The organism is Ihubacter massiliensis (assembly GCF_024125305.1).
GTDB classification, from domain to species: Bacteria; Bacillota; Clostridia; order Peptostreptococcales; family Anaerovoracaceae; genus Hominibacterium; species Hominibacterium faecale.
On the sequence record NZ_JAMXVH010000001.1, the window covers coordinates 1,581,286 to 1,595,420 of the forward strand.

Annotated in this window: 13 protein-coding genes; 5 read left to right on the forward strand and 8 right to left on the reverse strand. The window is 49.5% G+C overall.

Annotation, left to right across the window (positions count from 1 at the left end):
- Positions 1-182: 182 nt before the first annotated feature.
- The 3 genes from NIA71_RS19900 to ftsH form a co-directional block, all read right to left on the reverse strand.
- Entirely contained in the window at positions 183-314 is a 132-nt protein-coding gene (locus tag NIA71_RS19900) for a hypothetical protein (RefSeq protein WP_269478124.1), read from the reverse strand.
- 106 nt (positions 315-420) lie between these two features.
- Positions 421-603 (reverse strand): sigma factor, encoded by a 183-nt coding sequence (locus NIA71_RS07240; protein ID WP_253020051.1) that lies wholly within the window; start codon positions 601-603, stop codon positions 421-423.
- A 583-nt stretch (positions 604-1,186) separates the two neighbouring features.
- Complete coding sequence (gene ftsH, locus NIA71_RS07245) at positions 1,187-3,010, reverse strand: ATP-dependent zinc metalloprotease FtsH (RefSeq protein ID WP_367177878.1); 1,824 nt, start codon at positions 3,008-3,010, stop codon at positions 1,187-1,189.
- A gap of 111 nt (positions 3,011-3,121) precedes the next feature.
- Here ftsH and NIA71_RS07250 point away from each other — a divergent pair, with 111 nt between their 5' ends.
- Positions 3,122-3,562, forward strand: coding sequence for a MarR family winged helix-turn-helix transcriptional regulator (locus tag NIA71_RS07250; RefSeq protein ID WP_148397332.1), 441 nt, complete (start codon positions 3,122-3,124; stop codon positions 3,560-3,562).
- Between the two features lie 13 nt (positions 3,563-3,575).
- On the opposite strand, the gene feoB is transcribed toward NIA71_RS07250, so the two are convergent.
- Entirely contained in the window at positions 3,576-5,720 is a 2,145-nt protein-coding gene (feoB, locus tag NIA71_RS07255; protein WP_253020052.1) for a ferrous iron transport protein B, read from the reverse strand.
- Between the two features lie 16 nt (positions 5,721-5,736).
- A complete protein-coding gene (locus NIA71_RS07260) occupies positions 5,737-5,973 on the reverse strand; it encodes a FeoA family protein (protein ID WP_148397330.1) in 237 nt (78 codons plus the stop codon).
- Positions 5,974-6,090: 117 nt separating this feature from the next.
- On the opposite strand from NIA71_RS07260, the gene NIA71_RS07265 reads away from it, so the two are divergent.
- A complete protein-coding gene (locus NIA71_RS07265) occupies positions 6,091-6,546 on the forward strand; it encodes a metal-dependent transcriptional regulator (RefSeq protein ID WP_253020053.1) in 456 nt (151 codons plus the stop codon).
- Positions 6,547-6,567: 21 nt separating this feature from the next.
- Here NIA71_RS07265 and NIA71_RS07270 read toward each other — a convergent pair whose 3' ends face one another.
- Entirely contained in the window at positions 6,568-8,178 is a 1,611-nt protein-coding gene (locus NIA71_RS07270; RefSeq protein WP_253020054.1) for a CTP synthase, read from the reverse strand.
- 690 nt (positions 8,179-8,868) lie between these two features.
- On the opposite strand from NIA71_RS07270, the gene NIA71_RS07275 reads away from it, so the two are divergent.
- A complete protein-coding gene (locus NIA71_RS07275) occupies positions 8,869-9,882 on the forward strand; it encodes a threonine aldolase family protein (protein ID WP_253020055.1) in 1,014 nt (337 codons plus the stop codon).
- Positions 9,883-9,908: 26 nt separating this feature from the next.
- On the opposite strand, the gene asnB is transcribed toward NIA71_RS07275, so the two are convergent.
- Together asnB and NIA71_RS07285 are read right to left on the reverse strand one after the other, a co-directional pair.
- Positions 9,909-11,498, reverse strand: a complete 1,590-nt coding sequence (asnB, locus tag NIA71_RS07280; protein ID WP_253020056.1) for an asparagine synthase B — start codon at positions 11,496-11,498, stop codon at positions 9,909-9,911.
- Positions 11,499-11,946: 448 nt separating this feature from the next.
- Entirely contained in the window at positions 11,947-12,636 is a 690-nt protein-coding gene (locus NIA71_RS07285; RefSeq protein WP_253020057.1) for a HutD family protein, read from the reverse strand.
- 214 nt (positions 12,637-12,850) lie between these two features.
- On the opposite strand from NIA71_RS07285, the gene NIA71_RS07290 reads away from it, so the two are divergent.
- The gene (locus NIA71_RS07290) at positions 12,851-13,426 is read left to right on the forward strand and encodes a DUF4342 domain-containing protein (protein WP_253020058.1); all 576 of its coding nucleotides are present in this window, start codon (positions 12,851-12,853) and stop codon (positions 13,424-13,426) included.
- 12 nt (positions 13,427-13,438) lie between these two features.
- Positions 13,439-14,134, forward strand: a complete 696-nt coding sequence (locus NIA71_RS07295; RefSeq protein ID WP_253020059.1) for a response regulator transcription factor — start codon at positions 13,439-13,441, stop codon at positions 14,132-14,134.
- Position 14,135 lies beyond the last annotated feature (1 nt).

The window sequence follows — 14,135 nt, forward strand, 5'->3', positions numbered from 1 at the left end:
TCCCCTCAGGGTCGATCCGAACCAAATCGCCGTAGCCTGCCTTATCCTCGAAGAAAAACCCGAACAATTTTGCGCGTACTGCATCAGAAGAAACGGTGGTGATCCCTGCCTCAAGCAGAATCGCACATAGGAATATGGCGCAGATTTGGCGCAAATGCCGTTTTCGCTTCTTCCTTTTATCTTCATCTTCCTGTAACAGGTATAGATTCCCGCTCTGGCTGTTCCGCCCGCTCCATTGCCTGTTCTCTGCTCTTTGCCAGCTCCTCTCCCAGAAGCTGTAAAAGTTCTTCTGCCTTTTGCTCATCCTTATTCATAGATACACCCCCTTTCCATAAGCTCCACTAAACGCTTTCTGGCCCGAACAGCCGTTTGCGTACGGCATCGGGTTCAATCCCTAAAAGCCCGCCGATTTCTTCGTCATTAAAATCGTTTCCATATAATATGGATATTTTTTATAATCTTAATCATCGCATCCTGCACTGCATCGTCTGCTTTGTTCGCGTTTTTCAGGATTCCATGGGCGATCCGCTGCATGCTGACTTTATATCTTTCAAACAGTGCTGTTATCAGGCTGCTGGTTGTTTTAAATTCAGATGGAGCCATTGGTTTTCTCCTCAATTGTTCTGCTAACAGATATTACAAAGACTGCTTCTTCAAATTTCTTGTAATTCAAGTAGTCCAGGCTTCATTCGAAACCTTTCCCACATCTTAACATATTGCGGCAGTTTTCTACAAGGAAAATCAATTCTATCGGCGCGGCTGGTTTCAGGCAAAAAAAATAAAAGTCAAAGGATATGACTTATGATCGGCTGCTTTACCGTAACGAAATCAGATGGTTTTCGGTAAAATTATTGGAAAGTTGTGGGTTTTCGAGGCTCTGCCCCCGGGAAGCCTCTGAAAACGTTGAAAAGTTATACTAATTTCTAAAAAGTAAAAATATTATTGTAAAAAAAGCGAAAGGAGCTCAAATTCCAGCCCAGCCAGACGGGCGGCTCCAGCCGCCTGCCAGCCTTCATCCCCCAAGGCCCAACAGCCCCAATCCGGCCAGCCGCCAGGGCTCCGGCCCTTCCCAGCAAACCGGCAGCCCGTTCCCTGAGGGTTGGCGGGGGCGCCTGTAATTTACACACGCCCCCCGCCAAACAGGCCACCGGAGCCCCATTACGGTTCAGACAAGCCGGCCTACGGATCACTGATCGAGAATTTCCATGAACTCCTCCCCTGTGATGGTTTCATGCTCATAGAGATATCCTGCGATTTCGTCCAGCTTGGCCCTGTTTTCCTGCAAAATCGCAAGCGCCTTATCATGCTGTTTTTTCACCAGCTCCATAACCTGCTTGTCAACCCGGGTCTGGGTGTCAGCGGAACAGGCTAACGATGCATCTCCGCCCAGGTACTGATTGTTCATCGTCTGGAGGGCTACCATACCGAAATCATCGCTCATCCCGTATTGGGAGATCATCGCCCGTGCCAGCCTGGTGGCCTGTTCAATGTCGTTGGAGGCGCCTGTGGTTATAGAGCCGAAAATCAGCTCTTCTGCCGCACGGCCGCCTGTAAAGGTAGCAATTTTGTTTTCCAGCTCCTCCTTAGACATGAGAAAATGCTCTTTTTCATCCACCTGCATCGTGTAGCCTAGGGCGCCCGAAGTACGCGGAATTATGGTTATTTTGTGGACCGGCGCCGAATGGTTCTGCATGGCAGCCACCAGCGCATGTCCCACTTCATGGTAAGCGACGATTTGCTTTTCCTGACTGGACAGCACCCGGCTCTTCTTCTGATAACCGGCGATTACTACCTCAATACTTTCCTCCAAATCCGCTTGAGTGGCTGCATCCCGGCCGTTCCGCACAGCCCGCAGAGCCGCTTCATTGACCACATTAGCCAGCTCGGCACCGGAAGCGCCGGCCGCAGCCTTGGCGATTTGAGTAAAGTCTACGCCATCGGCCACCTTGATTTTTTGGGCGTGAACCTTCAGTATATCCTCACGGCCCTGCAGGTCGGGAAGCTCCACTGGAATACGGCGGTCGAATCGTCCTGGTCTGAGCAGAGCCGGGTCTAAAGAATCCGGTCGGTTGGTGGCCGCCAGAATCACCACGCCCTTGGATCCGTCAAACCCGTCCATTTCCGTAAGCAGCTGGTTCAATGTCTGTTCCCGCTCATCGTTGCCTGAGATTTGGCCGTCCCGCTTCTTACCGATGGTATCGATCTCATCGATAAAAACGATACAAGGAGCTTTCTCAGAAGCCTGCTTAAAAAGATCCCGCACCTTGGCCGCTCCCATGCCCACAAACATTTCCACAAACTCCGATCCAGATATGGAGAAGAAGGGCACCTCCGCTTCACCGGCCACTGCTTTTGCCAGCAGCGTTTTGCCAGTTCCCGGCGGCCCTACCAGCAGAGCGCCCTTGGGCATCTGTGCTCCAATCCCCTGGTATTTCTCGGGTTTATGCAGATAATCGACAATTTCGCTGAGCAATTCTTTCGCCTCATCCTCGCCGGCCACATCAGAGAATTTGATGCCGCTGGTGGACTTGACATACACTTTGGCATTGCTTTTGCCAAAGGACATGGCTCCTGGTCCGCCCATCATATTGCCCATCCTCTTGCTGAGAAACCTTCCCATAATGCTGAACAGCAAAATTGGTACAATACACAAAAGCAGAATCTGCATCAAAGGCGATGTCTGCTTGACTACCTTCTGCGAGAATACAGCGCCTGACTGATAAAGCCGGTCCACCAAATTTTCATCCTCTACCCTGCCCGTTTTATAGACAACGTTCTTATCATCTCCTTCATCGCCTGCTTTCAGCGTATAGTAGATGACATCTTGTTCTATGGTAACTTCCTGTACCTGTTTTTTGTTGATACTGGTCATAAAATCGTTGTAGCTGGTACTCTCAATATTACTGCTGCCTAAAAGCGGAGCTAAAAACATATTGAGAAGAACAATGATGATCAATACTCCCAGGTAATAATAAATCATTGGTCTCTTGTTTGGTCTTTCCTGTTTCACGTCAATTCCCCCTTTTTAGTTTATGGTATATCAATTGTTGATTTTTGTCAACCATTGACTTTAATCCAATTAAACCTTATAATGTATCTTGTATAAACGGAGGTATTTCACATGGACCTATTAAAAAAACCGCCATTTTTTATTCTTACTGAAATTTTTTCAGTCTGCCAGAAGATGGTTATGAATGCATCCGATCTAAAAGGACTTGATCTGACGAAAAACCAGATTTCCATCCTTTTAGCATTGATGCACCACCCTTATTTAAGTATGAGCAGGCTCGCCGATTATATTCCCTCTTCCAAAGAACAAGCCACCCGGGCAGTTGCACCGCTAGTTAAAGAGCACTATGTGGAACGTTTTCAGGATGAAAATAACCGCAAGCTGGTTTTGATCCGGCTCACAGAAAAGGGCCGCAGCTTTATTTGTGAAAAAATAAGCTGCGTGGATCATCAATTGTGCGAAAAAGCTGCAGCTCTTTCTGACGAAGATAAAAAAAGATTTCAGGAATCGCTGAACACGACTCTTGAAATCTTAAAGAAATTAGATCAATAGCACAGACCACGCCTTAGATAAAAAGTCTGGCCGCTGATGCGAATAGAAAACAGGCTGCAAGGCCGGAAACGGTGGGTATGGCAAAGGCAAGGGCGGCCCATTTAAAGCTGCCTGTTTCCTTTTTAATGGTAATCAGGGTCGTTGAGCAGGGCCAGTGCATCAGGGAAAAGAGCATGGTACTGATGGCAGTCACCCACGTCCAGCCGTTATCCACAAAAAGCTGTTTCATTGCCGTCAGACTTTCCATCTCCAAAAGGCTGCCCTGGGCCATATAGGTCATAATGATGATGGGCACTACGATCTCATTGGCCGGCAAACCCAGGATGAAAGCGATGAGGATGACTCCGTCCAGTCCCAGAAGCTTGGCAAAAGGATCCAGAAAATCTGCACAATGATTAAGTATGCTGGCCTCGCCGACAGTGATATTCGCCATCAGCCAGATGAGCAGACCGGCCGGCGCCGCTACAACGATTGCCCTCTTCAGCACAAACAGCGTGCGGTCAAAGATGGAGCGCACGATCACGCGTCCGATCTGTGGTCTGCGGTAAGGCGGCAATTCCAGCGTATAAGACGATGGAATCCCTTTGAGCACGGTTTGGGAAAGCAGCTTTGTCACGAGGAAAGTCATGCCGATTCCCAAAACGATGACAACGGTCAGCAAAAGTGCGCAGCGCAGCGATGAGAACACACCTCCCATGGTTCCAATGAAAAACATGGTGAGGATGGCGATTAATGTGGGGAATCTCCCGTTGCAAGGAACAAAATTATTGGTGATAATCGCCAGCAGCCGCTCACGGGGTGAATCGATAATACGGCAGCCGATAACCCCTGCCGCATTGCATCCAAACCCCATGCACATGGTCAGGGCCTGTTTTCCGCAGGCATTGCAGCGCTTGAAAGGTTTATCCAGATTATATGCAATTCTGGGCAGATAACCGGCATCTTCCAGCAAGGTAAACAGGGGAAAGAAAATCGCCATTGGCGGCAGCATAACTGACACGACCCAGGCCAAAACCCGGTATACGCCCAGCACCAGCATGCCGTGCAGCCAGTCCGGAGCGCCGAAAAATTGGAACAGTCTTGTCAGTTGATCCTGGACCCAGAACAGAAAATTGGAAAGCAGCTGGGAAGGATAGTTGGCCCCGGTAATGGTCAGCCAAAATACCACGGCCAGAAGGCAGAGCATAATTGGATATCCGGTCCACTTGCTGGTCAGAATCTGGTCAATTCTCCGATCTCTGTTGTTATAAACTTCTTTTTTATAAGTGACCGTATCTTTGCAAAGGGCTTCTGCTGTAAGCACCAGACTGGAAACCACCATGTCTTTCATCTTATCAGCAGTGATCCCCTGTTCATTCAGCTCCTGCTGGGCCCTGTTCAAGGCATCCGCGAGCCTGGGATCCTCCAGAAAATCTTCGCCTAAAAAACGGCGAATCTCCACCACCAGCGACGGATCCTGATCCAGCAGCTTGAGACTGAGCCACCGGCTGTCGATCTGGCCTCCCGCCTTTTCTCTTACAACCGGTTCCACGATCGCCACAGCATCCTCGATCTCCTGGGGATACGTCACCTTCAGGGGCCGGCGGCTGCTCGATGAATCCAAAACAGCATCCATGGTCCGCGTCAGCTGGGACAGACTGCGTTTTTTTCTGGCTGTCGTTCCCACCACCGGCACGCCCAGTTTTTCCGACAATCCCGCCAGATCGATCTTGATCTGTTTTCGCTTGGCCTCATCCATTAGATTGACGCAAACCACTACTTTCGGGGTAATTTCAAGGATTTGCAGCACCAGATTGAGATTTCGCTCCAGACAGGTAGCATCGCAGACCACCGTTACCGCATCCGGCTCCCCAAAGCAGAGGAAATTCCTTGCCACCTCTTCTTCCGCTGAGTGAGCCATCAGCGAATATGTCCCAGGTATATCCACTAAGATTAATGTATGGGCATCACTCTGACAAACGCCCTGCGCATTGGTAACCGTCTTTCCCGGCCAGTTTCCCGTATGCTGATTCATACCCGTCAAGCTGTTGAACACGGTACTTTTTCCCACATTGGGGTTGCCGGCCAGAGCCACTACTTTATCTTCGGGGGAAGTTCTCCGGATTTCCAGACCTACTCCCCCTTCACAAACTCCCAGTGTTTCCGTCGTTGCTTCCATATTAATCTCCTTTCCTCTAGCAGGTGCTGACCAGAACATCGGCGCAATCTTCCGAACGAATGGCAATCACAGCGCCGCGAATTAGAAAGGCCGACGGGTCGCCGCCGGGGCTTCTGCCCACGCACTCAACCTGCGTATCCTCAATCAAACCAATATCCAGCAGACGCCTGCGCATACTTCCGCTGGTACGCAGTTCTTTTACAGTCGCTTTTTCTCCCGGCTTCAGTCCGGGCAAATAATTTATGTTATTCATATTGATAGCCTCCATGAAATATATTTAGGTTAAGGAAACTTTTTTTCCTAGTGCATACTATTCGCCCTGCGTTAAATTGGTTACATGGGATTGAAAAATACCTGAAAGGTAGATGAAATGGATCAAAAACGACAGTTCTATACGTTAAAAGGTTATCAGCTCAACGAAACCGTTTCGCTGACCCCGGCCATGGAGGATTATCTGGAAATGATTTATCGCATTCTCTGTGAACGGAAAGTGGTGCGAATCGGGGAGCTGGCAAAAATGCTCCATGTGGCATCTTCGTCAGCATCAAAAATGGTGCGCCAGCTGCATGAGCTGGGGCTGGTTGCCTTTGAAAAATACGGATACATCCAGATGACGGAAAAGGGCCTCGCACAAGGCGGCTACCTGCTCTATCGCCATGAAGTACTTCACACCTTCCTCTGCCTGCTCAATGGCTCGCAGGAGGAGCTGGAGCAGGTGGAAAAAATCGAACATTTTCTGAATCGGGAAACCATTCACAATCTGGAACTGCTGACCCAGGAAATGAAAAAGAAAAAGACCATGGCTCCGGAAATAACGGCTCCATGATCTCGCTCCTGCTTTTTTATTCTATTGACGATGCGGCTCCCTTTCCAGCGCCGCCCGGATGAATTCCCGGAACAGGGGATGCGCTTTATTGGGACGGCTTTTGAACTCTGGATGATACTGAACAGCTGTAAAATAGCGATTTGCCGGAATTTCCACTGCTTCCGCCAGCCTGCCGTCCGGCGAAGTGCCTGTGATCACCATGCCCGCTTCTTCAAAACGCTGTCTGTATGTGTTATTGAACTCGTACCGATGTCTGTGACGCTCTGTGATTTCTTCAGTCCCGTAGGCCCGCTTCAAAATCGTATCTTCCTTGATCACGCACGGGTATGCGCCCAGCCGCATGGTCCCGCCCTTGGGGATGTCTCCCGACTGATCGGGCATAAAATCAATCACCTTATTTTCCGATTGTTCGTTAAATTCTCCTGAATCAGCGTCTTTAATTCCCAGCACATTGCGAGCAAACTCAATGACTGCCGTCTGCATACCAAGGCAAATGCCGAAAAAAGGTACATCCCGTTCTCTTGCAAATTGAATGGCAGCAATTTTTCCTTCGATCCCCCGGTCGCCGAAGCCTCCCGGCACCAGAATTCCCTGCACATCTCCTAAAAGGCGTCCTGCCGTTTCCTCGCTGACCTCTTCGGCTTCCACCCATTTGATATCCACACAGCACTGATTTTCATAGCCGCCGTGGCGCAGCGCTTCGGCCACTGACAGATACGCATCGTGCAGCTTGACATACTTGCCGACGATGGCGATGGTCACCTGTTTATCCCGGCTCTTGATCCGATGGACCATTTCTTCCCATTCCCGTATTTCACAAGGACCAGCGTTGATTCCCAGCTCCCTGCACACGATCCAGGAAAAATTTTCTTTCTCCAGCATCAGCGGCGCTTCATACAAAACCGGCAGAGTCACATTCTCAATGACACAGTCCGGCTTGACATTGCAGAACATAGAAATTTTTTGGCGGATGGCCTCGTCGATCGGCTCGTCGGACCGCATGACAATTATATCCGGCGATATGCCCATGCCCTGAAGCTCCTTCACAGAGTGCTGGGTTGGCTTGGATTTGTGCTCCCCGGAGCTTTTCAGGTATGGCACCAAGGTCACGTGAATGAAGAGGCAGTTTTCCGCTCCCTGTTCCAGCGAAACCTGCCGGATGGCTTCCAGAAAAGGCTGGCTTTCAATATCGCCTGCAGTTCCGCCGATTTCGGTTATGATGACTTGGGCATTGCTGGTCTTTCCCACTTGATAGATGAAGTCTTTGATCTCATTGGTGATATGGGGAATCACCTGCACCGTGCTCCCCAGATATTCTCCCTGACGCTCCTTGCTTAAGACATTCCAGTAAACCTTGCCGGTGGTCAGGTTGGAGAATTTGTTGAGATTTTCGTCGATAAAACGTTCATAGTGTCCCAGATCCAGATCCGTTTCCGCCCCGTCCTCGGTCACGTATACCTCCCCGTGCTGATAAGGGCTCATAGTTCCCGGGTCCACGTTGATATATGGATCCAGTTTCTGCGCCGCTACCTTTATTCCCCTGGCTTTCAGCAGCCTTCCCAGAGATGCTGCCGTGATTCCCTTTCCCAGTCCTGACACAACGCCGCCTGTAACAAAAATGTACTTTTTCATGCTGTCACTTCCTTTCATTTCTCTCTTAATCCATCCAGTGTGATCCTCTGCCCCAGTGATGTACCCTTGTCATCCGGCAAAGGCCGCTCATCAAAAAAGTGCCCGCAAAATAAAAAAATAAGGCTTTGCGGCATTTTTGAGTGAGAAGGGTAACCAAGACCCCGTTTCTGCCGTCTTACCTTATGTTTTCCTATTTTCGTGCACTTATTTTAATAATTATTACTGAAAAATTATACTACGAATTTATGAAAAATGCCAGTATTTTTTTTGCTCTGGTTTAAGTCTGGCTGACTCAAATCAGGAAAATTTTATTAAGAGCTTTGATTTTTTACGCAAAGCTGTGGGTTTGCGGGGCTTAAGATGGCAAAAAGGCGCCGCTTGTTTGCTGAAAGCTCATCTCGCAAGACTGCAATCGTTGAAAACTGCGTAAAATCTTGAATTTCATTTAAGTTTTTTCCAAAAATCCTGCCCCGGCGGAGCCGGTTCTACAATGGAGTGATCGACAGCAAGCTGCTTGCTCCCGGCGATATCGACTACAACAAATGAATGATGACTGTAATATGCACCCTTTTTACCCCAAACAGCTTTTGCACAGGCAATAAAAAAATAGTATAATATAAGGAAATTTGGAATGGAAAACACAGCGATAACCGCTTTGAAAACAGCTGACAAACAGAAAGGAAAAACACCATGATTTATCTGATCAACGACTACAGCCTGGGCGCTCACCCGCAGATTATGAAGGCTTTATCCGATACCAACCTGATCCACTCTACCGGCTATGGGAAGGACCCCTACTGCGACGAGGCAAAGGAGCTCATCAAGGCCCGCCTTGGGAGAAGTGATGTTGACATTCACTTTTTGATGGGCGGCACCCAGGTGAATTTAACAGCCATGTCTGCTTTTCTGCGCCCCCACCACGCGATTATCGCCGCTGACAGCGCCCACATCTGCGTCCACGAAACAGGAGCTATCGAAGCTACCGGCCACAAGGTCATCAGCTGTCCTTCCCCGGACGGCAAAATCCAGCCCAGCCAAATTGAGGAAGCCTATCTTCTGCATAAAGACGAACATATGGTAAAGCCCAAGCTGGTCTATATCTCCAATACCACGGAAGTAGGCACCGTTTATAACAAGGACGAACTGCAGGCTCTGCGCAGCATGTGCGACAAATACGGCCTTTATCTGTATGCCGACGGCGCACGTCTGGGATGTGCCCTGACAGCGCCCGGCTGCTCCCTCACCTTGGAGGATATGGCACAGCTGACCGACGCCTTTTACATCGGCGGCACCAAAAACGGCGCTTTGTTCGGAGAAGCTCTGGTCATCACGCGTCCGGAATTAATGGAAGATTTTCGTTACCATATCAAACAGAGGGGCGGAATGATGGCCAAAGGACGGCTGCTGGGCATCCAGTTTGGCGAGTTGTTCCGGGACAATCTCTACTTCGATCTGGCCCGCCACGCCAACGGCACAGCCGTGCTTCTTAAAAACGGCCTGATGGGAGGTGGATACGAATTCCTGGTGGATTCTCCCACCAATCAGCTTTTCCCCATCCTTCCCAACATGGTCGTCGATCACCTGCGCCAGCAAGTCGCTTTCGAGGACTGGCAGGCGGCAGGCGACCGGGCCTCCGTCATACGGCTGGTTACTTCCTGGGGAACGGACGAGGAAGAAGTCATGGAGTTTTTGCGGTATCTGTAAAACTGCAAGCAGCCGCCCGTCACCCATTACATGCCGCTGGCCCCATAGTTTTTCAGCACCCGGGCGCTGGGATCGTCCACATCGCACCCTTTCCATGCTTTGTTGGGCATCCAGAAGCCGGCGACCATCTCCGCCTGCCCCGGATACGCCTTTTCGAAGAGTTCCCTATAGAGGAGGGACTCTTTTGTAAAGGGCTTGCTGTGATAAGCGTATTTTTCGCAGCCAGCGGCAAAAGCTTCATCGGTGTATTTCGTTTCTGCGTATTCTTTCAGATCATCCACCAAGGAATGTCCTACCGCATCGCTGAAAGCGGCTTTTTCCCGGTAAAGGAGTTCCTTAGGCAGATAGCCGCCCTTTTCAAATGCCTTTCTCAGCAGATATTTACCCTTTCCATAGGTGTTCATTTTCATCTTGGGATCAATGGACATCACATATTTTACAAAATCAAGGTCGCCGAAGGGAACTCTGCCTTCCATGGAGTTGGCGCTGATGCACCGGTCCGCTCGCAGCACGTCGTACATATACAGCTCCCGCAGACGTTTTTCCGCTTCCTGCTGAAAAGCCTCCGGACTTGGGGCAAAATCCGTATACTTATACCCGAACAGTTCGTCCGAAATTTCACCGGTCAGCAGGACCCGCACGTCCGTCGTTTCCCGGATCGCCTTACAGATCAGATACATGCCCATGCTGGCGCGGATGGTGGTAATATCGAAAGTCCCCAGGATGCGAATCACCTCTTCCAGGGAAGAGAGAACATCCTCTTTTGTGATGATGATTTCCTGGTGATCGCTGCCGATATAGTCCGCTGCCTCCCGGGCATATTTCAAATCAATGGCATCCTCCTTCATGCCGATGGCAAATGTCCGGATAGGTTTTTCCGGCATCAGCCTCTGGGCGACGGCGCATACCAGCGAACTGTCCAGACCCCCGCTGAGCAGAAAACCAATCGGCGCGTCGGCATCCAATCGTTTTTCGATGCCTTTTACCAGCTTGTCATGAATTTGCTGGCAAAGCGGATCCAGAGAAGCCTGACAAAACTGCGATACCGCCGTCACATCCCGGTAGCAGATAAAACGTCCGTCTTTGTAATAATGTCCCGGCGGGAAGGGCATGATCTTCTCTGTTAACCCGATCAGGTTCTTGGCTTCACTGGCAAAAATAATTTTACCCGACCCGGTAAAGCCATAGAACAGCGGGCGGATGCCGATGGGATCTCTGGCCGCTATGTAAGTATCTTTTTCTCCATCGTAAATGACCATGGCGAATTCGGCGTCCAGCATGGCGAACATCTCGACGCCGTATTCCCGGTAGAGAGGCAGGATGATTTCACAGTCGCTGTCCGAAACAAAGGAATAGCCTTTTGCTTCCAGCTGTCTTTTCAAAGGGCGGAATCCATAAAGCTCGCCGTTGCAGATGGCATAATCCTGCTCCATCTGAAAAGGCTGCATGCCCGCCTCCTCCAAATCCATGATCGCCAGCCTGTGAAAAGCCAGAATGCCCGACTTGGTTTCGATGACCCTGGACATGTCCGGCCCGCGTGAAAGAGTTTGACCAAACCCTTCCATAAAATCTTTCATTTTTATATCTTTTCCTGTATATCCCATAATTGAACACATCGTTTTTCCCTCCTAATCTCCTGCAGGGCGTTGGCTGCACTCTCTTCTGCAAGCCCTTGTCCCCGGTAAGCAGCAATTAAAAAGTGGCCCTTCATCCTATTAGTTATAGGACGAATAAGCCACATATCCGCGGTGCCACCTATGTTGAATCGATCCCGATCCCCCTTTTCCAACCAAACAGTTGTATCAGCTGTAACGGGCTGATCCCGAATCCCCTACTCTTTTATCGACCGGGGGGGCCTCCCCGGCTCTTTCTGCACAGCCCTGTCCGCTCCATAAAATTTCAGTTCACAGCTCCGAAGTGTTATTCACCCAATTCCTATGGCCGGGTTTCCACTGTCTCCGACTCACTATGCACGGTCTATTGGGGTACTTGTCTTCATCAACGCCTTTTACTTTTTTGTTTTTATTAAAATACCATCATTTTTGTTGGTTGTCAATATATTTCTTATATTTTTTTGTTTGCACGAAACAATTTTCTAAAAATTCCTTTCAGCCTAGCACCATATCCTTTTTGGCGGCCGGCAGCAGCTTTTTTCAAATCCGCTTCATCGTAGAAAATTTGCGACCGAATGAGAACGCCCTGTCCCATAACGTCCGCCCGGAACGCTTCTTTTCCATCACAGAAAATTACCAGCTGCTCGCCGGAACGGACTGTTTGACGCTGCCCGCCCCAGTTGACTACTCCATGGCCCTGATGGAAATAAAAGCCATAGCAGGCATAGTCCCGGCCTTCAGAATCTTCCCATTCAAGACTCTGCCCGTCTTCCGCCATCTCCAGCACGTCCAGGTAGCCGGCCGCCCCCTTGCGAACCATCAAGTTATACCCGAGGATCCTGCCAAAGCTCTTGGTTGAAAAACAGCCGTCAAAGCGATCCTGCTCCAGCGCTTTGAGACGGATCACCCGCTGCCCCTGGTGGATCAGCACCGTATCGCCATCCAAAGCCAGCAGCACCCGGTCATATTCTCCCAGCTGATCCAGTGCCGCTCCTTCCTGTTCGAAAACAGAGACACTGAGCCTCCACACAAAATTCCTTTCCTCATAGGCTGCTCCTTGAGGGAAAATCGCCAGTTCCTCCGCTTGTCCATCGGGCCGGCTTATTATATAAAAATCTTCTTCTCTGTAAAAATTATTCATGCCCATATTATATGCGAAATGACGGCGCCAGGCAACAAGTGACTTTCCCCTGCGGCTCGTCAATATTCTGTTTTTCGCCATTCTTTTGTGTTACAATAATTTTATAGTGATTTTCTAATGATATTCTAATTTTTCTTAAATTACAGTCTAAGAAACCTTTTGTATGATAAGGCTGTAAACAAAAATCAACCAGGAAAATCACGGAGGTAAGATCATGGATCATTTAGAAAAAGTGGAAAAATTAAGACAGCGCGCAAACGTCAGCTATGAAGAAGCGAAAAAAGCGCTGGAAGATTGCAATTGGGATATGCTGGACGCAATCGTCATGCTGGAGTCCCAGGGAAAAGTCAAGGAAACAGCAAAACAGACGGGAAGCAGCACAGACGGCGCACAGGCCACAGAACCAGCTCAGGCGCTGACGGTCTGCGGATCCCAGCAGGACGAACATCAGAACGGTTCCGGTAAGCAGGGCGGCGAAAAACAACAAAGCAACTTTTTCACCAAGCTGGGCAGAGCCATTAAATATCTGGTGAAAAAAGGCTGCGAAAACAGTCTGGTTATCAAACAGCACGGCCAGCCTCTGATGGATTTGCCGGTGATCGCATTTATCATTCTGCTGATCCTCTTCTTCTGGGTCGTTGTACCGATTATGGTTATCAGCCTCTTCTTCGACTTCAGCTACAATTTTAAGGGAGCGGATTTGGGAAAAGAACAGGTCAACCGGGCCATGGATTCTGCAACCGAGGCGGTCAATAATTTTAAATCAGAGATCAACAAAGACGATAAATAAGGAGCGAGCAGCATGTCAGTAAAAATTCTTCTCATCGAGGATGAAGAGAAAATCGCCAGATTCACCGAGCTGGAGCTGGTGCATGAGGGTTATGAGGTGGAAAAGGCGGCCGACGGCCGAACGGGTCTTTCGATGGCCGAAAACGGTGCTTACGATTTGATCCTTTTGGATATCATGCTGCCGGAGCTTTCTGGCATGGAGGTTTTGCGCCGACTGAGAAAGACCTCCCAGGTACCGGTAATCATGCTGACGGCCAGGGACGCGGTGATGGATAAAGTATCGGGTCTGGACATGGGCGCCGACGATTATATCACCAAACCTTTTGCCATCGAAGAGCTTTTGGCCCGCATCCGGGTGGCGCTGAAAAAAGCGGTAAAAACCGACGCGCCTGCCCGATCAGATCAGGAAAATCGTTTAGTCTACGGGCAGCTGTCTATGGACACCGCCCGCCACACCGTGACCTATGGGGATACGGCCATTGATTTGACCAAACGGGAATTTTTGCTGCTGCGGACTTTACTGGAAAACAAGTCCATCGTCATGAGCAGAGATACGCTGCTGGAACGAGTATGGGGTTATGACTATATGGGGGAGACGAACGTAGTGGATGTATATGTGTATTATTTAAGAAGTAAAATAGATGACGTGTTCGGCGAAAAAATCATTCACACAGTCAGAGGAATCGGATATGTGATAAAGGATAAATAAA

Bases quoted from the DNA above. Each gene is read 5' to 3' on its own strand.
- NIA71_RS07285 (WP_253020057.1), bottom strand. From the start codon at position 12,636: ATGAATAATTTTTACAGAGAAGAAGATTTTTATATAATAAGCCGGCCC.
- NIA71_RS07270 (WP_253020054.1), bottom strand. From the start codon at position 8,178: ATGAAAAAGTACATTTTTGTTACAGGCGGCGTTGTGTCAGGACTGGGA.
- NIA71_RS07250 (WP_148397332.1), top strand. From the start codon at position 3,122: ATGGACCTATTAAAAAAACCGCCATTTTTTATTCTTACTGAAATTTTT.
- NIA71_RS07240 (WP_253020051.1), bottom strand. From the start codon at position 603: ATGGCTCCATCTGAATTTAAAACAACCAGCAGCCTGATAACAGCACTG.
- asnB (WP_253020056.1), bottom strand. From the start codon at position 11,498: ATGTGTTCAATTATGGGATATACAGGAAAAGATATAAAAATGAAAGAT.
- NIA71_RS07265 (WP_253020053.1), top strand. From the start codon at position 6,091: ATGGATCAAAAACGACAGTTCTATACGTTAAAAGGTTATCAGCTCAAC.
- NIA71_RS07275 (WP_253020055.1), top strand. From the start codon at position 8,869: ATGATTTATCTGATCAACGACTACAGCCTGGGCGCTCACCCGCAGATT.
- feoB (WP_253020052.1), bottom strand. From the start codon at position 5,720: ATGGAAGCAACGACGGAAACACTGGGAGTTTGTGAAGGGGGAGTAGGT.
- NIA71_RS07260 (WP_148397330.1), bottom strand. From the start codon at position 5,973: ATGAATAACATAAATTATTTGCCCGGACTGAAGCCGGGAGAAAAAGCG.
- NIA71_RS07290 (WP_253020058.1), top strand. From the start codon at position 12,851: ATGGATCATTTAGAAAAAGTGGAAAAATTAAGACAGCGCGCAAACGTC.
- NIA71_RS19900 (WP_269478124.1), bottom strand. From the start codon at position 314: ATGAATAAGGATGAGCAAAAGGCAGAAGAACTTTTACAGCTTCTGGGA.
- NIA71_RS07295 (WP_253020059.1), top strand. From the start codon at position 13,439: ATGTCAGTAAAAATTCTTCTCATCGAGGATGAAGAGAAAATCGCCAGA.